Source organism: Paraburkholderia bryophila (assembly GCF_013409255.1).
Classification (GTDB): Bacteria; Pseudomonadota; Gammaproteobacteria; order Burkholderiales; family Burkholderiaceae; genus Paraburkholderia.
On sequence record NZ_JACCAS010000002.1, the window covers coordinates 2,004,832 to 2,023,039 of the forward strand.

Here is an 18,208-nt window from a genome sequence, read left to right on the forward strand (position 1 = left end):
AAGGCGTTGCCGGAATGTCCCGGCAACGCCTTTTTGTCTTTTCAGCACACGCTCAAGGTGCTTTAGTCGTTGTGGCGGAGTTCGGAGCCGCATTCGCCGAGGGTGCTGCCCCCATCGCACCAGGCGCAGCCGCTGCGGGCATCTCCCAGCCACCACCCAGCGCGAGGAACAGATTGACCTGATCGATCGCCACCTGGCCTTCCGCTGCCGCCACCTGAGATTTCGTCGATGTCAGCGTGCGCGTCGCATCCAGATCCGAAATGAACGACTCACGCCCGGCGAGATACAGCCGATGCGTTTCATCCGCCGACTCGGCCGCGGACTTCAACGCGGCGCGCAACGCATCGGCGCGTGCGTAGTCCGATGCGTAAGTGGCGAGACTGGTTTCCGTCTCGCGCAGCGCGGTCAGCACCACGCCGTCGAACTTCGCGAGCGCCACCTCGCTCGAGGCTTCGGCTTCACGCACACGGCCGCGTGCGCCGTTCGCGGGGAAGGTCCAGCTAATCAGCGGACCGAAGCCCCAGCGCGCGGTAGGCGACGTGCCCAGATCTTCGAGAACCCCCGTCAATCCCGCTGACGCGCCGATGCTCACCGTCGGATACAACGCCCCGGTCGCTACGCCGATGCGTGCCGTGGAGGCCGCCAGTTGACGCTCGGCCTCGCGCACGTCGGGGCGGCGTTTGAGCAACGCGGCGCCATCGCCGATCGGAATCGGCTGACGAATCTGCGGGAGCCGGTCGCAAGCGAGCACGGCCGGCGGCAGGTCGGAAGGCGCACGGGCGAGCAGCGCCGCGAGCCGGTACTGGGCGATTTTGCGGCGTGCCGTATAGCGCGGAATATCCGCTGCCAGCGTTTCGACCTGCGTTTGTCCGCGCGTCACGTCCGGCTGATTGCCGCGACCCGCGTCGCGCAGACGGCGCGATACGTCCACGCGCTGCTTCTGCAACGCGAGCGATTGTTGTGCGATGCGGAGTTCTTCCGCCGCCGAACATTCGTCGACGTACGAGCGCACCACGTCGGCGACCACGCTGATCCGGGCAAGATCGCCGGCGGCCTGGACGGACTCGTTGTCCGCTTGCGCCGCTTCGACGCCGCGCCGCAGCTTGCCGAACAGATCGATTTCGTACGACACGCTGATGCCGATATCGCCTTCATTGACGACCGGCAGTTTCTCGGTGAGCAGGTATTGCTCGGCCGATTCCTGCGCGCGTTCGAGCAGCACCGAGCTTTTGCCGGAGAAGCCGCCTTGCGCCTGCGCGACGCCGAGTGCTTCACGCGAACGCGCCAGGTTGGCCGCCGCGACGCGCAAGTCGGTGTTCGATTGCAGCGCCTGATCGACCAGGCTGTTCAGCACGGGGTCGTCGTACAGTTGCCACCACACGGCGGGCACATTCTGGCGCGACGTCAGCGTGGTGTCGGCGCCTTCGATCGGCGCATTGGCGAGCGGCGCGTTGATGAGCGCCTGCTTCGGCAGCGCGTAGTTGGGACCGACGTTGATGCAGCCGTTGAGCGCGATGGCCAGCGGCAAGAGCGGCAACAGCGGCAGTAGCGAAAGGGAGCGCGACAGCTTCATTGCGACGCCGCACCAGAAGCCGCCGTTGCGGAAGCATCCACCGCCCCGGCCGCATGCGTATCAGGATGCTTCTTGCCGATCGGCGACAGATCGCGCACCGATACAGTTGCCGTGCGTCCCGCGATCATGCGGAAGTCGGCGGGCACTTCGTCGAGCGCGACACGCACGGGAATCCGTTGCGCGAGCCGCACCCAGCTAAACGCCGGATTCACGTTCGGCAGCAGATTCGAGCCTTGCGTGCGGTCACGATCCTCAATAGCGGCGACGATGCTTTGCACGTGGCCGCGCAACACGTTCGGTTCGCCCATCACCGTGATATCGACCGGCTGGCCGATGTCGATGCCGCGCAGCTTGGTTTCCTCGAAATACCCGTCGACGCGGAACGAATGCATATCGACCACCGCGAGCACCGCGCGCCCCGCCGCGACGAATTCGCCGGCACGGGGTGCGCGATCGTTCAGATAACCGTCGACGGGGCTCACGATCGTCGAACGCTGCAGGTTCAGCTTCGCGGTGTCGATCGCGACGTTCGCGTCGGCAAGCGCGGCCTCGCCCTGTTCGACGCGCGAGCGGCTTTCCTCATACACCTCCGCGGCGACCAGGTTGCCGAGCTTGCGGTTACGCGCGTCTTCGCGGCGCGCCTGGTCGAGCGTGGCGCGGCGCTGTTGCGCGGTCGCTTCCGCCTGACGCAACGCGAGCGTGTAGCGCGCCTGGTCGATCACGAACAGCACCTGGCCTTTGCTGACCTGCTGGTTGTCCACCACCTCGACCGACGAGATCAGCCCCGAGATATCCGGCGCGACCTGAATCACGTCCGCGCGCACGTGTCCGTCGCGGGTCCAGGGCGCGAACATGTAGTAGCCGACCAGTTTCCACAGCACCAGGGCGGCAGCCACGACGACGATCAGGGTCAGCAGAATTTGACCGACGGAGAACCAGGTTTTTTTCACGTTATTAGTCTGTGCGAAACGACAACGACAAGGCCCAGCACCAGCACATAGATGCCGAGATCGAAGATGGAGCGATGCCAGACGAAGCGGTAGAAGCCGACGCGCGCGAGCACGGTGCGCAAGGCCAGGTTGATCAGATAGGCGATCAACATCAGCACGAGCACGGCCGGCACGAACACGCCGAAAATATCGATTTCACCGATCATCGCTGGAAGAAGAAAAGGGTGGGGGACGGTTCACGAAATGCACGCATCAGACAGCGGCCTCCGGTTCGGGCGGCGTGGGTGTCGTCAGCGTGGCCGGAAACAGCGAAAGACGCAAGCCGACCAGCGCATGCAGCGCGTCGCGCAGGCGGCGCGCGGAGCTCTGCGAGGTCGCGCTCGGCGCGCCGGCATTGGCGAGTCCTTGCGCGATGACGCGCGCGATGGCGGCGTCGATCGACGACATCAGGCTGTCGGGCACCGGCTCGCGCTTGCGCCGGTCGACGCAGTTTTCGTAATACGCGCGCACGTCGTCTAGTACGTGATCGATCGCGGCCGGCGCTTCGCCGGCGAGCTTGCGGGTCACGCGGCGCAGATCGAGCGCGTTGAACGCAATGCGCAGATCGCGGAAGCTTTCGATCGACGGGTGGCGATGGTCGTCGGTGGCGGCCAGACGCGGGATCAACTGCATCAGGCGGTCGAGCATGCGCGCGGCGAGATTGCGCGGATCGTCGATCGGCCGTGTCGACGCCGTGAGCGCCACGTCGGCCCAGCTCGAACGCAACAGGCGCGAGGCCGCGAGTTCGGCGCCGAACGGGCGCGTGACGCGAGTCCACAGATACGCGTACAGCAGGCCGGCCAGACCCGCGAGATTGCTGTTCATGAAGATCAGGAAGTCGGCGTCGTACGCGTCCTGAATGCTGATGAACGTGGCGGTGTTCACCGCGACCAGCACGGTCGCCAGGTTGAACTGCGGACGCGGAATCAGCGTGCCGACAAAGATGAACGGCGCGGCGAACATGATCACCAGCAACGGGAAATCATGCACATGAGGCAGCACGACGAACAGATAGACGCCGGCCGCCACCACGCTGATCGCGGTGGCCACGAAGAAGCGGAACACCATCGGCGCGGGCTCGTCGAGCGCAGCGAAGAAACAGCATGCCACCGCCGCGAGCGTCACCGCGCCGGCGCCGTCGTTCCAGCCTGAACCGATCCACAGACTGCACGCGAGAATCACCGCCGCCGCTGCGGAACCGGTCGAGAACAGCATGATGCCGCGGTCGTAGAAGCGCTCGGTGCCGCCCAGCCGCCAATGACGAAAACGCGGTCGCCACGAGCCTTCTTCGCGGGTAATGATGATGCGCAGCGAGCGGCAGTCCTGCCACACGTCGATCACCTGTTTCATGCGCCACAGGGCGTTCGAGAGCAGGGCGCCGTCCCAGTTCGCCAGTGCGGCGGGCGGCGGCTGCATGGCCGCGATGCGCACGCGCAGCGCGTCGGCGGCCGGATCGGGGTGATAGCCCTCGCTGACTACAGGCATCGGCGCGTTGAACCATTTGATGACGTCGTTCAGCAGCGCTTCGAGCCCCTCGGGCCAGGTCTGTCGCCCGGAGTTGTACAGCGCGATCAGCGGATCGGCGAGCGACGACATGATCGGCAGGAGAAGCTGCATGCGTCCGCGCAGTTCATGCGCACGCGCCAGCACGTCGGGCCGCGTGTGGTCGTAGGCCAGTTGGCTCAACAACAATTCCAGCGCGTTGATGATGGACGCGAGCCGCTGCCGCGCCCCCGAAATCGCCGAACCGGCAATACGGCCGGACAGCGTTTCGGTGGCGTAGAACGCGGCGTCGCGAAACCACGCGTCCGTGCGTTCGATGATGGTCGGCGCGAGCCGACTCGGAAACAACGCGCTGCCCACAATGCTCGCGCAGACGATACCGAGCGTGATCTCCTCGGTGCGGCTCACCGCCAGATCGAACACGCCGGCGGGATTCGTGACCGACGGCAGCGCGATGATCGGCATCGTGTAGCCGGCCAGCAGGAACACATAGCTGCGCGCGGTGCGGTCGGACACCGCGAGATACAGCAGTGTGCCGGTCCATAACGCGACGATCACGCTGAACAGATACGGTGATTCGACGAACGGCGGCACCAGCAGCACGGCGGCCGACGCGCCCAGCGCGGTGCCTAGCGCACGATAGAGCGCCTTGGAACGGGTCGCGCCGACGAACGGATTCGACACGATATAGACGGTTGCCATCGCCCAGTAAGGTCGCGGCAGTTCGAGTGCAAGGCCGATGTAAAGCGCGATCATTGCCGCGGCGAAGGTCTTGACCGAGAACAGCCAGTCGCGAAGGGAGGGATAGACCATAAACCGTTACGCCGGATCGCCGGCGTCGTGCGCCGCCGCGGGGGATGCTTTGCGTTTGGAGGGTTTGCCGGCGGTCGTCTGATCCGCCCGTTCGGCCGCGTCTGATGTAAACGCTGCAAGCACCCGCAAGGTCGCCTCCAGATCGCTGCGCGACACGCCTTTCAATGCTTGCGCGCGCAACGTGACGAGTTCCTCTTCCATTTTCGCGGTGACCGCGCGGCCTTCTTCGGTCAGCACGACGGTTTTCGCACGGCGGTCTTCGGGATCCTCGTCACGGCGCATCAGGCCTGCCGCGCACAATTGATCGAGCAACCGCACGAGCGACGGACCTTCTATACCGATGTGGTCGGCCAGCGTGACCTGGCGCACCGCCGCGCCGAGCCGGCTGGCGGTGAGCAGCGGCGTGGCGCACGCCTCGGAAACGTTGAAGGCCGCGAGCACGCCGTGACTTGTGCGCCGCCATTTTCTGGCGGCCACGACCAGGGTGCTGCTAACGGTGCGGCGCAATTTATCGAGATTCGACATGGCCGGTATTGTATTTCTAAAAAATTCGTTAGCAAACTATTGAATTGCGATTTTTTTGTGACGCGACGGCGGAGGCGGCATGGGACGTAACTGCGCGCGGAGAGTGGCGTAACCGCGTCTGGCAAATCACGCAGTCAGCCCGAGCCGAACCGTCCGCGCCAGATCATCCAGTTGAAACGGCTTGCGCAGAATCGTGCAACGTTTCACCGCCAGCCCGGAAATATCCACATCCGCGTAACCGGTCGCGAGAATCACCGGCAAGTCTTCGCGCATCTTGCGCGCTTCCGCGATCACGTCGATCCCGTTCATACCCGGCATCGCGAAGTCGACCATCAGCAGGTCCGGCTTGTCGCGCTCCAGACGATTCAATCCGGCGCGGCCGTCCGCGGCTTCGGTCACGGTGTAGCCGAGCATGCGCAGCGACTCGACCAGCATGGCGCGCACTTCGCCATCGTCTTCCACCACCAGCACGCGTTTTTCGCCGACGGCATTTGCTTCGACATCGGAAGCCGCTTCGTTTTGCGGGGCCACGCGCTCGCGCAACGGCAACCAGATCTCCACGGTGGTGCCGGCGCCTTCCTCGCTGAACAGGCGTGCCGTGCCGCCCGCCTGCCTCGCGATGCCGTAGACCTGGCTCAAGCCGAGGCCGGTGCCTTTGCCGATCGGCTTGGTGGTGAAGAACGGATCGAACACGCGCGAGACCACGTCGGCGGGCACACCCGAACCCGAGTCGATCACTTCGAGCACCACGTAACGGCCGTCCGCGAGGGTTTCATCGGGCGCTGTGCGCTGTTTGACGCGAATGCTGAGTTGACCGCCGCCCGGCATCGCGTCGCGCGCGTTGATCGCGAGATTGAGAATGGCCAGTTCGAGTTGATTGGCGTCGGCCTCGGTCCACATCTCCTCGCCTTCAATCTCGTTGGCGTAGCGGATGCTGGACCCGAGCGAGACCGTGATGATGTCGCGCATGCCTTGCAGCAACGCGACCACGTCCACGGCTTTGAGATCGAGGTTGCTGTTGCGCGAGAACGTCAGCAACTGGCCGGTCAGTTTCGCGCCGCGTTCGGTCGCGCGTTTGACCGTGGCCGCCATGCCGCGAATGCGTTCGTCGCTGCTGACCCGTGCGATCAGTTCCGCGTTGACCATGATCACGTTCAGCAGATTGTTGAAGTCGTGCGCAATGCCGCCGGTGAGCTGCCCGAGCGCTTCCATCTTCTGCGATTGCACCAGCACCGCCTGCACCTTGGCGCGCTCGTGAATCTCCGTCATCAGCCGGTTGTTGGCGGAGGCGAGTTCGTGCGTGCGTTCGGCAATCCGGCTTTCCAGCGAATCGTTCAACTGCACCAGCGCGTTCTGCGCCTCGATCCGTTCCGCCAGATGGCGGCGCGATTCGTACTGCCGAGCCCGCGCCCGCAGCGACGACGCCACGGCGCGCCGCAGCGTTTCCGAATTCAGCGGACGTTCGAGCACCACCACGTTGCCGAGTTGTTCGAGCACTTCGAGTCCGCGCGCGGACCGGTGTCCGACCCGCGACGCGGCGAGCAGGATAAACGGGAAATCGGACCAGGCGGGTTGCTGCCTGAGCCAGTCGAATAGACGCGATGCATGGTGATCCGCCAGCGCTTCTTCGGCAATCAGCGCGCTGCCCGCGCCGGCCTCCAGCGCTTCGGTCAGCGCGTCCGCGTTGCGAAAAGCGATGCACTGGCGTTGGTCTTTGTGCAGCACTTCGGCAATCACATCGGCGTCGCGGCCGAACGGCGCCAGGATAAGGACGCGTTGCTCCATGGCCTGACTACCTCGACGTGTCGATGACGTGGGGCGTGGCGCCGAGCAGCGCGGTACCGCCGCGGTACGACGGCAGGCCGGACAGCACGCCTTCGAAGTCGCGCAGCGCCTCACCCACTTCCACGCCGCGACTGCTGAGCCGGAATTGACGGATCGAGCGTTCGTGCGCGTTGGCGCGGCTCTTCACGGCGGTCACCGCGGTCAGCACTTCGCCCTGGTGTTCGAAATAGCGGAACAGCACAACCACGTCGCTGAGATAGCTGATGTCGATATCGCTCTGCACTTCGCCGATGATGCCGTGCTGCCCCAGCACCAGCATCGTGACCACGCCCTGCTGGTTCAGATAGCCGAGCAGCTCGTGCATTTGCAGCAGCAGATAGCGTTCGCCGGGCATGGCCTGCAAATAGGCGTTCAAACTGTCGATCGCGACGTATTTCACGCCCTTGTTTTGCACCGAGTTGCGCACGTCGCTCGCGAACTCGCCCGGCGAGATTTCCGCCGGATCGATCTGGCGCAGCGTCAGCAGGCCGCTTTCCACGTGCGGCGCGAGGTACATGCCGAGCGACGTGCAGCGAACGATCAGCGTCGTGAGCGTTTCGTCGAACACGTAGTAGACGCAGCGCTCGCCCCGCTCTAGCGCGGCGATCAGACACGACACCACCGTCGTGGTTTTGCCCACGCCCGAGGGGCCGATCATCAGCGCGTTGGTGCCGGGAATCAGGCCGCCGCCGAGCAGCGCGTCGAGGCCGGGTGTGCCGGTGCTGAGCGCGTCGGTGAGGAACTCCGCGTGATGTTCGGCGGCAACCAGCCGCGGATACACGTGAATGCCGCCCGTGTCGAGCGTGAAGTCGTGGTAGCCCTCGCGGAACTTGATGCCGCGCATCTTGGCGATGCGCATGCGCCGGCGGTTGCCGCCATAGTCGTGCACGAGGTTGTCGAGCGTGATCACGCCGTGCGCGATGCTGTGCAGTTGCACGTCGCCGGGATCGGATGCGTTGTCGTCGAGCAGCAGCACCGTGCACTCGCGGGTCGCGAAATAGCGTTTGAGCGCCAGAATCTGCCGCCGGTAGCGCAATGGGTTCTGCGACAGCAGACGCAACTCCGAAAGACTATCCAGCACGATGCGCGCGGGTTTGAGTTCGTCGACCTGCTGGATCACGCTGCGCACGGTCTCGCCGAGTTCGACTTCGGCCGGGTGCAGGACGGTCTGCTCGTACTGCGGGTCGAGGCCTTCGTCGGAGAGCAGTTCGAGGATCGTAAACCGGCTGAGGTCCCAGCCGTGGCTCGCAGCGACCGAGATCAGCTCGTCGCGGGTTTCGGACAGCGTGATGTAGAGGCCGACTTGTCCTTCTTCGACGCCCTCAAGTAAGAATTGCAACGCCAGGGTAGTTTTACCTGTACCGGGCGCGCCCTCCACGAGGTACATGCGGTGAGGCGTGAGACCGCCTCCGAGGACGTCGTCGATGCCTTCGATTCCTGAGGAAAGGCGGTCCTTCTGATCAGCGGCGAGTTTGTTTGACATGGCGTGTGGTTCGCGTCATTGAATGGCCGGCAGTTGCCCGGCCGGTAAGGCGAGATTGCAATTAATGTGCCTATCCGCATTGCCAACGCCGCTTCCGGCGCGAACCGCCATGACCTACTTTTGTGCGCGCGCCATCACCAACTCAATGAAGCGCGTCGCCGCGCTGTTCTGCAGTGCCGCCGGGTAGGCCAGATGCAGGGGCGCACTCAGCCTGGAGGGATCGGCGAGCGTGCAATACACGGTGCCCACCTGGTCGTAGCGCTGCATCGACGCGGGCACCAGCGTCACGCCCAAACCCGCCGCGACGAGGTTGATGCCGGACACCATGCGCGGCACTTCGCGCGCGATTCGCGGCACGAAGCCGGCCTGCCGGCATGCGGCGAGAATGTCGGCATACATGCCGGGCGCGCCCGGCCGGCGGACCAGGATGAAGTCCTCCTGCGCCAGCGCTTTCAACGACACCTGCGGGCGTTTCTTGCCCGCGCCTTTCAGCAGCGGATGCCCGGCCGGCAACACCACGACCATTGGCTCATCGAGCAGGAGTTCGAACGCCACGCCTTCGCGCACGTCGACCGGTTTGCGGAGAAACGCGGCCTGAATCTGCCCCGCAGCCAGACGCTCGATGATTTCTGCCGCGTTGAGCTCGGCCAGCTCCACGGCCACCTCCGGGCAGACCGCCCGGAACGCGCGGATCGCTTCGGTCGTGAACGGATGAAACGCGGCCGAACTGGTCAGCCCGATCGAAATCGTGCCGAGTTCGCCGCGCGCAATCCGGTTCGCTTTCTCCACCGACTGCTGAAGGTCGTGCAACAGGCGTTGCGCGTCTTCTGCAAAGGCCTGGCCCGCCGGTGTCAGCGTGACGCCGCGCGGCATGCGCACGAACAGCTCGAAGCCGATCTCTTCTTCCAGCGCGCGAATCTGCTGCGAAAGCGGCGGCTGCTGCATGGCCAGCCGTTCGGCGGCGCGCGTGAATTGGCCTTCTTCGGCGACTGCCAGAAAGTAACGCAGATGACGCAGTTCCATGATGTTCCGTCTCCCGGCCGTGCGGTTCATTCCGCCCGCTGCCATATCCAATATGTATGGATGATGCGTAAAACAGGTATTTTACATTTGCCACGGCCAATCCTACGATCTCGTTCATCGCATCGACCGATGCCCGCGCTGCCCCAGACGCGCAGCGCCGGTCACGCTGCGACATAAAACAAAATCGACCGGAGACGTCAGTGAAAAAACAATATGCAGTGGCCGCGTTGGCCATGGCGGGCTGCGCGGGTGCGCAGGCTCAGGCCTCGGTTACCTTGTACGGCTTGATCGACACCAACCTCGAATTTCTCAACCATGCGGGCGCGAGCGGCGGCTCGCTGGTGCGTGAGAATTCCGGCGGCCTGAGCAATTCGCGCTTCGGCTTTCGCGGTACGGAAGATCTCGGCGGCGGCAACAAGGCGTTTTTTATTCTCGAGGCCGGATTCAACGGTAACGACGGCACCAACGCAACCGCCGGTGTGCTGTTCAATCGCACCGCGGCGGTGGGCGTAGCGAACGACGCCTACGGCGCGTTGTCGGCGGGTTTGCAGTACACCGCCATGTACGACACGCTGATCAAGTACGACCCAATGGTGTTCGGCCAGCAGTACACGTGGATGCCCACCACCGGTTCCGCGGACAGCTTTTCGTTCAAGGCCCGCGTGAACAATTCGGTCAAGTATGTGGGCCACTTCGGCGGGTTGACGGCGACGGGGGTGTACAGCTTCGGCGGCACGGCGGATTCGTTTCAGAGCAGCGCGGCCTACGGCGGCGCGCTCGACTACGATAGCGGCAGCTTCGCCGCGGCGCTCGCCTACGACTACCGCAACGGCGCGATCAATTCCACCGGCATGTGGACCAAATCGCGCAACTGGAGCGCGTCGGCGCGTGAGCAGGTCGGCGATTTCACCGTGTTGGGCGGCTACGAGCACTACCTGTACAACCCGACCAAGGGCGCGACGGTGTCGTCGGCATTGTGGTTCGGCGGGGTGCGCTATCTGATCGGGCCGCAGTTCCGCGTGACGGTCGCCGAGTATTACCAGAGCAACAAGGCGGCCAACGTGTCGAACTCGTTGATGAGCGTGCTGGGTGCGGACTATATTCTGTCGAAGCGAACCGATGTGTACGCAACCGTCGCCTACGCCGCATCCACGCGCTACGCCAACGACAAGTACACGCCGGTCGGTTTGACGAGCGACACCGCATTCGGTCCGAATCAGACCGGCGTGACGCTCGGTATTCGCCACCGGTTCTGAGCATTTAGCTTTTCAACGACGGATTCGACGATGCGCCGCGTTCAAGACTCAAGACAGCGCACGGTAATCAGGAGCTAGCGGCATGACCTTTTCTCTCTCTCGACGCACCGCGACGATATGCGCCGCAGCCAGCGTGGCTGTTTTGGCGGCGCTCGCGCAGCCGGCGTTGGCGGCCCACGCGTACAAGGCGCATCTGAGGCCGGTCGCGGTGATCTCCGACACGCGGTTCACGATCGACACGCCGCAAGGGCATGCCGAATTTCCGCTGTATCTGTCGAAGGACTGGAATGTCGCGCAGCCCCAGGTGACGCGTGCGGTGATCGTGATACACGGCAAACTGCGCAACGCGGACGTGTACTACCGCACCGCGCAGAATGCCCGCGACGCCGCGCACGCCGATCCCGACACCACGCTGCTGATTGCGCCGCAATTCCTCGCCAACCTCGACCTGCGCGTGCACGACGAACCCGCCGACATGCTGCGCTGGACCGGCGATGCGTGGATGGGCGGGGAAGCGGCACGCGCGCCGCTGCCGATCGGCTCTTACGAAGTGCTGGACGCGATCGTCGCGCGTCTCGCCGATCGCAAGCTGTTTCCGAATCTGCGGCACGTGGTGTTCGCCGGCCATTCGGGCGGCGGCCAGGTGGTGCAGCGCTACGCGGTCGCGGGACGCAACATTGCCACGCTGACCGGCGAGGGAATCGACGTGCGATACGTGGTGGCAAGTCCGTCCACCTATGCTTACTTCGACGCGTCAAGGCCCAATGCCCAAGGTGTCGCCGCGCCGTTCGATGCCGCGCAATGCCCCGACTTCAATCAATGGAAGTACGGCATGGACAACCGGCCGCCGTATCTCGACGACCGTTCGCCGGCGCAACTCGAAGCGGGTTATGCGGCGCGCCGGATCGACTATCTTGTTGGCGGTGCGGACGACGATCCCCAGCAAAGCGCGCTCGACAAATCCTGCGCGGCGGAAGCGCAAGGCCCGCAGCGTGTGGCGCGCGCCACGGCGTATTACGCGTATATGCAGTCGCGTCATCCGCAGGGGTTGAATCAAAGCTTTCATATCGTGCCGGGCGTCGGTCACGATGGTGCGCGAATGTTGACGTCGGTGTGCGCGTTGTCGGCCATGTTCGGTACCCAGGGGTGCGAGCCATGAGCGAGACAGCCTTCAATCGGCGTGACGACGCGCTGCCCGGCGCCGACCCTTCGAGCGCGCTGAGTCCCGCCATGGTGCGGCGCGCGATCTTCGCGTCCGTGCTCGGCAACGGCCTCGAATGGTTCGACTTTCTGATCTACGGCTACTTCGCGAAGATCATTGCGCAAGTGTTCTTTCCAGGCGGCAGCGGCTTCGTGTCGATCATGCTGACGCTCGCCACGTTCGCCGTCGGCTTTATCGTGCGGCCGATCGGCGGCATTCTGCTCGGCATCTACGCGGATCGGGCGGGGCGTCGCAAGGCGCTCTCGCTGCTGATCATTTCGATGGCGGCCAGCACGCTGCTGATGGGACTCACGCCGAGCTACGCGCGGATCGGCATCGCCGCGCCGCTGCTGGTGGTGCTTGCGCGTCTGCTGCAAGGGCTCTCGGTGGGCGGGCAGTTCGCGACTGCATCCGCGATGCTGGTGGAGTACGCGCCGCCGCACAAGAAGATGTTCTATGGCAGCTTCAACATGTCGGCGCAGGCGTTTGCGTTGCTGCTGTCGTCCGGCGTCGGCTATCTGCTGACCACGCAATTGACGCATGAACAACTGGTGGCGTGGGGCTGGCGTCTGCCGTTTCTGTTCGGCGCGCTGGCCGGTCCGTTCGGCTTTTATATCCGGCATCGCGTGGCCGAGTCGCCCGAGTTCGAGCGCTTGCTTCAGCATCGAGAGAAGCCGCCGCGCGTGACCGTCCGGCAGTTCTTCCGCGATAACGGCGATGCGGCGATCTGCGCGATGGGCGTGATCATCGTCGGGGCGGCGACGAATTACGTGTGGCACTCGTATCTGTCGGTGTATGTCGAGCGGCAATTGCATTTGCCGCTGTCCACCGCGTTGCTTGGTGCGTTCGTGTCGGGCGCGTTGAATCTGTTTCTGTTTCCGCTGTCGGGCAAGCTCGCCGATCGTTACGGCGCATACCGCTTGTTCTATCCGATCGTAATTGCGTGGATGGTGTGCGTGTATCCGCTCTATCACTTCGTCGTGACTAACCCGACGCCGGGGCATCTGTTCATCGCGCAGATGGTCGCCACGGTGTTTCTCGCGGCGATGTCCGGTGCGCATCCGGGCATGCTCGCGACGCTTTTCCCCGTGCGTAGCCGTTCGGCGGGCGTGGCGCTCTCGTACAACATCGCGGTGACGTTGTTCGGCGGCATGGCGCCGCTCACGATTACCGGTTTGACGCGCGTCACGGGCAGCAGTCTCACGCCGGCGTTCTACCTGATTTTTGCCGGTTTCGTGTCGCTGGCGATGGTGTATTTCACGCGCGCCGGACGAGCGCACGGCGGCGTGGCGGCGCGGGCCGCTACTCACTAGATTAACCACGAGCTTATTGCATGACCCAGTTTTTAAACACGGACGACGAACGCGCGCCGAATGAACGCCCGGTCGCGGTGGTGGCGAGCCGCCATCTGAATGTCACGACGCTGGCCGGCAGCGGCACGGTGCCGGTCTTCACGAACGGCGACTGGCTTGCGCCGACGCGCGATGTGCGGCGCGCGGTGATTCTGATTCATGGACGTTTGCGCAACGGCGATACGTACTTCGATCTGGCGCAGCGCGCCTGCGAACTGGCCGGCGGCAGCGCGGACGACACGCTGCTGATCGTGCCGCAGTTTCTCGCCAGCGCCGACGTGGAGGCGCACGCCGTGCCGCCTTCCACGTTGCATTGGGACTGGATCGGCTGGATGGGCGGCGACAACGCCGTCGGGCCCGCGCCGCTCAGTTCGTTCGATGTGCTCGACGCCATTCTGCACACGCTCGCCGCGCGCGAGCAGTTTGCGTCGTTGACCGAGGTGGTGATCGCGGGGCATTCGGGCGGTGGCCAGGTGGTGCAACGTTACGCGGTGGTCGCGCGTGGCGATGCGCCGCTCACGGCGCGTGGTATTGCGCTGCGCTATGTGGTGGCGAATCCATCGTCGTATGTGTATTTCGATGCGATGCGGCCGGCGGCGTCGGGTGAATTCGCGATGTTCGATGCGGCCGCGTGTCCGTCGTTTAATCGCTGGAAGTATGGGCTTGAGGATTTGCCCGCGTATGCAAATGGAGAGGGCGATGAAGGCGACGCAGCGGCGTTGCTCGAAGCGCGCTATGCGCAGCGTGATGTCACGGTGCTGCTGGGCGGCGCGGATTGCGATCCGCAGCATCCGGCACTCGACCGGTCCTGTGCGGCGTTGACGCAAGGAGAGCATCGGTTGGGGCGCGGACTCGCTTACGCGCGCTATATGGCGTTGCGGCATCCGCAAGGGCTGGCGGCGCATCGCACGTTGGTGATCGACGGTGTCGGGCATGACGCCAAGGGGATTTTTGCGTCGCCGCAAGGGCGCGCGGCGTTGTTCGGTGATGCAGCGTGATGGGGGCGATGGGATTTTGATCGAGCCTTGATAGGCATGCGCCGTGCTACTCCTGATCGCGTTGGTGCTCCCACTTCTCGAAGGACCACGCGACATGAACAGAACCCGACATTTCCCCGCCGCGCTCGCCGCTGCATCGTTATCTGCATGGCTGGGCGTCGTTTTGCCGTGCAGTAATGCCTATGCCGACGATGCCCCCAGCCCCTGCGCGGCGCTCAAACGCATCGTGGCGGCCGCGCCGGGCGGCTTGTCCTCGCTGACACCCGACGACGGCAAAGGCGTTGCCCAACCCTACGGCGACGACGCCCAATGTTCAGCCGGTCACGGCAGCTACCAATGTATGTGGACGCCGCACCACGACGCGGGCTCGAACGCGGATGCGTTGCAAGCCGTCGCGGCCGATGTCGCTTCCTGTTTGCCCGAGGCGACGCACAATCAGAATTCGCCTGCACGTCAGCACTTTTATGTCGGTGCGCCGGGCAAACGGACCGAGATCACGCTCGCGCCGACGGGCTCGAACAAGTTGCGGCTGGTTGTGTCGGGCAAATGATCGGCTTGGGTAGACGGCGTGTTTCCTTTTGAGCGGAAGCGCGGTGGCTAGCGCGACGCCGGCCACCAGGTCCAGCCACGTCGCGAGCAGCGCAATTCGATCACCGAAAGCGGCGCGATCTCGATGCGTGGAAACACCGCGGGCGAAGCGCCGAGCACGGATACGATCGCTGCCCGCAGCACCGGTGCGTGCGTGACGGCGACCACGTTGTGTATCTCGTTGGCCTGGGATGTGTGGCTTGTCCGTTCGATTAGCGTTTCCAGCCATTCCCCTGTCCGCATTACGAGTTGGCTGAACGACTCGCCCCCGTGTGGCGCGGCGTCCGGGTCGCGGGTCCAGGCGGCGAGTTCTTGCGGCGCTTCGGTCATGAGGTCGGCGAGGCGTCGGCCGTGCCAACTGCCATAGTTCAGGTCCGCCAAGTGCGCGTCGACTGTCGCCGTCAGGCCCAAGGCCGAGGCTGTTTCGCGCGCGCAGCCGGCAGGGCTGATGATGCCGGTTGCATCGTCGAGGATCGGCAGAGACGAACGCGCGGCCTGGATTTCGGCGAGACCGCGTGGGTCGAGTGGAGCAAGTGGGTCGGCGGCGGGAAAACGGCCTGCACGCATAGCGGCAGTCGAGGCGTGGCTAATCAGTAATAGCCGAATTTCCATACCGTTGGTTCCTTACGTTTCCCTGCACCCGGCGCTGGCACCGACGCCATGCACTCGCGCGTTAGTTTTGCATTGCCGAAGGCCGGAGTTTAACGCGTAGAATAGCGGCACTGCGAAGCTCAGAAGCCGGTGAAAGCCCGGCGCGGTCGCGCCACTGTAATTGGCATCTCCTGCCAAAAGCCAGACCTGAGCTTTGCGCACTTCCTCTGTAATCGACTATCGGGGCGCGTTACCCCAGGAGATGTCCGTCATGACTGAAGCTGTTCTCAATTCCGGCAATCCGGCTGTTGCTCAGCCCACGCCGATTCCATTGCGCGAGTTGCTGCCGTGGATCGTATTCGGCGGCTTGCTGTTGCTGCTCGCTATTTACTTCGTTGGTGCGGAAGAGGGTGCTACCTCGCTGGTGCCCGGCATGTACGTGCATGAGTTCGTGCACGACGGCCGCCATCTGCTCGGCTTTCCTTGCCACTAACGGAGCATTGAACATGGTCGGTAAATTGTTGGTGCGCGGGATGCTGGCAGGCATCGCCGCAGGGTTACTCACGTTCAGCTTCGCCAAAGTGGTGGGCGAGCCGCAGGTCGATCAGGCGATTTCCTTCGAAGAAAAAGCCGATGCCGCGAAGGGCGAAGCCCCTGAGCCGGAAATCGTCAGCCGTGAGACGCAGGCGGGCCTGGGTTTGCTGACCGGCGTGGTGACGTATGGCGCGGCGATTGGCGGGTTGTTTTCGCTAGTGTTCGCGTTTGCCTATGGACGTGTCGGCGTGGTGAGTGCGCGGGCGTTGTCCGCATGGCTTGCGCTCGGCGCGTTCATTACGATTGTGATCGTGCCCAATATCAAGTATCCAGCGAATCCGCCGTCGGTCGGCGACCCTGAAACGATCGGCGCGCGTACCGGGTTGTTCTTTTTGATGATCGCGATTTCGCTGGCGGCGATGGTGTTTTCGTTGAAGGTGCGGCGCCGGTTGGCCGTGCAACTCGGTACGTGGAATGGCTCGATTGTGGCGGGTGTGGTGTTCGTCGTGATTATTGGCGCTGTGCAGCTTTCCATGCCGGTGATCAATGAAGTGCCGGCGGCGTTTCCGGCGGTGCTGTTGTGGAAGTTCCGCGTTGCCGCGATCGGGATGCAGGTCATTATGTGGACCACCATTGGGCTGCTGTTCGGCGCGTTGGTCGAGCGGAGCGCGTTTGTGCGCCCGATTGGGCGGGCGGCGGTTTAGTTTTTGCTGATGCTGGTGTGCCGTGCGCAGCGCTTGAGAAGGTAGTCCGATCAAGGAGTTGCTGCGGTTGTAGGAAGGTTATCCACAGGCTTGCAAACAAAATCTGGGGATAAGTTTTAAAGGCGAGGCGCTGGGCACGGTCGAATGACGGTGTGCGGCGGCCTCGCTTTTTTGCGTTTGGGGTTTTCGGATGACTTGTCCTTTCTTGATTTCCTACGCTTCGTGTAGGCGCTGATAGAAGCGCGCTGTAGTTGGTGAAAATAGAAATACAAGGTTGAGAATTTTCAGATCCTCTCGTCGCTGAGTTCCTTATAGCGTGCTTGTGCTGCATACAAGTACAACCAATAAGGATGACGATGAAAGACACGAACGGATCTCGTCATCGATGTGTTCAATGTAGATAGATTGGATGGTGAACCGCTTGTCGACTATCCCGAGCCCGGCGCTAGATTGATGATTGTCGAGCAATGTAAGGGAGGCAGTGGCGTGGACTTGCGCCATCCATATCGCATTCTGGAGTAGGTGAACTATGCAACGACCTTTCGCGAATCACGAACTGAAATTACTTGAATTTCTTCTCACTGTGAACGAATCGCTCTATGAAAAATATTTACCCCGTTGGAGAGCTCAAATAGAAACGTGTACGGTTCGTGAGGTCAATGTGCCCTACTGCCTGGCGATCAGTCACGAGGATCGTTTGCCTGGTGGCGGTTACACAACATTGGCTCGTGATCTGATCGCAATCGATGAGGGAGTGTCCGTGCTCATCTATGCGTACGTCATCGAAACGCGCTCTGGTTATGTCTTGCACTCCCTCGACATCGATCGTCTTGATGGAGAGGCGCTTGTTAAGTACCCGGAACCGGGTGACGGTCTCATGATCATGGAAGCGGGAAAACGCATCGGAGGAGCAGACTTACGACACGTCTTCAAGGAATCTGATCTTCCTCCTCACCGTAAGCTCCCCTAGACGTCTTCGCCAATCCGGGCGTCGTTCTGTGAATCCATTCGTCAGGACGCGGTGACGCGAATCCGACGCGCCATCGCTGGATGGCGCACCGACCAGGCTCGAGCCTGGATTCGACCTTCAATCATATTCTCTGCAAGTTGCCCGTGATTTGATCGAGGTGGCGTCGTGCCTTTGCGCGACACCATTTTGATCGTGGAATTTGCTGACGGTTTGGTTCTCACATTCCTACATATCACGTAGGCGTCCGGCAGGAAAACACGCTCAATTGCAACCATGCTTTG

The 18,208-nt window shown here is 63.4% G+C and carries 17 protein-coding genes and 1 riboswitch; of the genes, 8 read left to right on the forward strand and 9 right to left on the reverse strand.

Annotated features, from left to right (window positions below):
• Window positions 1–52: 52 nt before the first annotated feature.
• From GGD40_RS29980 to GGD40_RS30015, 8 genes are all read right to left on the reverse strand, one after another.
• Window positions 53–1,573 (reverse strand): efflux transporter outer membrane subunit, encoded by a 1,521-nt coding sequence (locus tag GGD40_RS29980; RefSeq protein ID WP_179746087.1) that lies wholly within the window; start codon window positions 1,571–1,573, stop codon window positions 53–55.
• Window positions 1,570–2,523, reverse strand: a complete 954-nt coding sequence (locus GGD40_RS29985) for an efflux RND transporter periplasmic adaptor subunit (protein ID WP_179710769.1) — start codon at window positions 2,521–2,523, stop codon at window positions 1,570–1,572. The genes GGD40_RS29980 and GGD40_RS29985 overlap by 4 nt, the downstream gene beginning before the upstream one ends.
• Window positions 2,520–2,729, reverse strand: coding sequence for a DUF1656 domain-containing protein (locus GGD40_RS29990; RefSeq protein ID WP_035561322.1), 210 nt, complete (start codon window positions 2,727–2,729; stop codon window positions 2,520–2,522). The genes GGD40_RS29985 and GGD40_RS29990 overlap by 4 nt, the downstream gene beginning before the upstream one ends.
• Before the next feature lie 46 nt (window positions 2,730–2,775).
• Entirely contained in the window at window positions 2,776–4,878 is a 2,103-nt protein-coding gene (locus tag GGD40_RS29995) for an FUSC family protein (protein ID WP_179746088.1), read from the reverse strand.
• A 6-nt stretch (window positions 4,879–4,884) separates the two neighbouring features.
• Window positions 4,885–5,403, reverse strand: coding sequence for a MarR family winged helix-turn-helix transcriptional regulator (locus GGD40_RS30000; RefSeq protein WP_179710767.1), 519 nt, complete (start codon window positions 5,401–5,403; stop codon window positions 4,885–4,887).
• A gap of 126 nt (window positions 5,404–5,529) precedes the next feature.
• A complete protein-coding gene (locus GGD40_RS30005; protein WP_179746089.1) occupies window positions 5,530–7,188 on the reverse strand; it encodes an ATP-binding protein in 1,659 nt (552 codons plus the stop codon).
• Window positions 7,189–7,195: 7 nt separating this feature from the next.
• Complete coding sequence (locus GGD40_RS30010; RefSeq protein WP_179710763.1) at window positions 7,196–8,710, reverse strand: ATPase domain-containing protein; 1,515 nt, start codon at window positions 8,708–8,710, stop codon at window positions 7,196–7,198.
• A 114-nt stretch (window positions 8,711–8,824) separates the two neighbouring features.
• Window positions 8,825–9,733, reverse strand: a complete 909-nt coding sequence (locus tag GGD40_RS30015) for a LysR family transcriptional regulator (RefSeq protein ID WP_179710761.1) — start codon at window positions 9,731–9,733, stop codon at window positions 8,825–8,827.
• Between the two features lie 200 nt (window positions 9,734–9,933).
• On the opposite strand from GGD40_RS30015, the gene GGD40_RS30020 reads away from it, so the two are divergent.
• The 5 genes from GGD40_RS30020 (at window position 9,934) to GGD40_RS30040 (ending at window position 15,090) form a co-directional block, all read left to right on the forward strand.
• A complete protein-coding gene (locus tag GGD40_RS30020; protein WP_179746090.1) occupies window positions 9,934–10,989 on the forward strand; it encodes a porin in 1,056 nt (351 codons plus the stop codon).
• Window positions 10,990–11,071: 82 nt separating this feature from the next.
• A complete protein-coding gene (locus GGD40_RS30025) occupies window positions 11,072–12,148 on the forward strand; it encodes an alpha/beta hydrolase (protein WP_179746091.1) in 1,077 nt (358 codons plus the stop codon).
• Window positions 12,145–13,503: an MFS transporter gene (locus GGD40_RS30030; protein ID WP_179710758.1), complete on the forward strand. Its 1,359-nt coding sequence runs from the start codon at window positions 12,145–12,147 to the stop codon at window positions 13,501–13,503. The genes GGD40_RS30025 and GGD40_RS30030 overlap by 4 nt, the downstream gene beginning before the upstream one ends.
• A 20-nt stretch (window positions 13,504–13,523) precedes the next feature.
• Complete coding sequence (locus GGD40_RS30035) at window positions 13,524–14,540, forward strand: alpha/beta hydrolase (protein WP_179746092.1); 1,017 nt, start codon at window positions 13,524–13,526, stop codon at window positions 14,538–14,540.
• A 94-nt stretch (window positions 14,541–14,634) separates the two neighbouring features.
• On the forward strand, window positions 14,635–15,090 hold the full coding sequence (locus GGD40_RS30040) for a hypothetical protein (RefSeq protein ID WP_179746093.1): 456 nt from the start codon (window positions 14,635–14,637) through the stop codon (window positions 15,088–15,090).
• Between the two features lie 47 nt (window positions 15,091–15,137).
• Here the strand turns inward: GGD40_RS30040 and GGD40_RS30045 are convergent, their stop codons facing one another.
• Window positions 15,138–15,740, reverse strand: a complete 603-nt coding sequence (locus GGD40_RS30045) for a histidine phosphatase family protein (protein ID WP_179746094.1) — start codon at window positions 15,738–15,740, stop codon at window positions 15,138–15,140.
• A gap of 62 nt (window positions 15,741–15,802) precedes the next feature.
• A riboswitch (cobalamin riboswitch) is annotated at window positions 15,803–16,004 on the forward strand.
• Here GGD40_RS30045 and GGD40_RS30050 point away from each other — a divergent pair.
• The 3 genes from GGD40_RS30050 to GGD40_RS30060 all read left to right on the forward strand — a co-directional run bounded on the left by GGD40_RS30050 (window position 15,991) and on the right by GGD40_RS30060 (window position 17,927).
• Window positions 15,991–16,212 carry a CbtB domain-containing protein gene (locus GGD40_RS30050; RefSeq protein ID WP_035561350.1) on the forward strand — a complete coding sequence of 74 codons (222 nt, stop codon included), beginning with the start codon at window positions 15,991–15,993 and terminating at the stop codon, window positions 16,210–16,212. (Overlaps the previous riboswitch by 14 nt.)
• A gap of 13 nt (window positions 16,213–16,225) precedes the next feature.
• Window positions 16,226–16,957, forward strand: a complete 732-nt coding sequence (locus tag GGD40_RS30055; protein ID WP_179746095.1) for a CbtA family protein — start codon at window positions 16,226–16,228, stop codon at window positions 16,955–16,957.
• Window positions 16,958–17,486: 529 nt separating this feature from the next.
• The gene (locus tag GGD40_RS30060; protein ID WP_179746096.1) at window positions 17,487–17,927 is read left to right on the forward strand and encodes a hypothetical protein; all 441 of its coding nucleotides are present in this window, start codon (window positions 17,487–17,489) and stop codon (window positions 17,925–17,927) included.
• Window positions 17,928–18,208 lie beyond the last annotated feature (281 nt).

Coding starts and splice junctions, on each gene's coding strand:
- GGD40_RS29980 (WP_179746087.1), bottom strand. CDS start 1,573: ATGAAGCTGTCGCGCTCCCTTTCGCTACTGCCGCTGTTGCCGCTCTTG.
- GGD40_RS29990 (WP_035561322.1), bottom strand. CDS start 2,729: ATGATCGGTGAAATCGATATTTTCGGCGTGTTCGTGCCGGCCGTGCTC.
- GGD40_RS29995 (WP_179746088.1), bottom strand. CDS start 4,878: ATGGTCTATCCCTCCCTTCGCGACTGGCTGTTCTCGGTCAAGACCTTC.
- GGD40_RS30000 (WP_179710767.1), bottom strand. CDS start 5,403: ATGTCGAATCTCGATAAATTGCGCCGCACCGTTAGCAGCACCCTGGTC.
- GGD40_RS30005 (WP_179746089.1), bottom strand. CDS start 7,188: ATGGAGCAACGCGTCCTTATCCTGGCGCCGTTCGGCCGCGACGCCGAT.
- GGD40_RS30010 (WP_179710763.1), bottom strand. CDS start 8,710: ATGTCAAACAAACTCGCCGCTGATCAGAAGGACCGCCTTTCCTCAGGA.
- GGD40_RS30015 (WP_179710761.1), bottom strand. CDS start 9,733: ATGGAACTGCGTCATCTGCGTTACTTTCTGGCAGTCGCCGAAGAAGGC.
- GGD40_RS30025 (WP_179746091.1), top strand. CDS start 11,072: ATGACCTTTTCTCTCTCTCGACGCACCGCGACGATATGCGCCGCAGCC.
- GGD40_RS30030 (WP_179710758.1), top strand. CDS start 12,145: ATGAGCGAGACAGCCTTCAATCGGCGTGACGACGCGCTGCCCGGCGCC.
- GGD40_RS30035 (WP_179746092.1), top strand. CDS start 13,524: ATGACCCAGTTTTTAAACACGGACGACGAACGCGCGCCGAATGAACGC.
- GGD40_RS30040 (WP_179746093.1), top strand. CDS start 14,635: ATGAACAGAACCCGACATTTCCCCGCCGCGCTCGCCGCTGCATCGTTA.
- GGD40_RS30045 (WP_179746094.1), bottom strand. CDS start 15,740: ATGGAAATTCGGCTATTACTGATTAGCCACGCCTCGACTGCCGCTATG.
- GGD40_RS30050 (WP_035561350.1), top strand. CDS start 15,991: ATGACTGAAGCTGTTCTCAATTCCGGCAATCCGGCTGTTGCTCAGCCC.
- GGD40_RS30055 (WP_179746095.1), top strand. CDS start 16,226: ATGGTCGGTAAATTGTTGGTGCGCGGGATGCTGGCAGGCATCGCCGCA.
- GGD40_RS30060 (WP_179746096.1), top strand. CDS start 17,487: ATGCAACGACCTTTCGCGAATCACGAACTGAAATTACTTGAATTTCTT.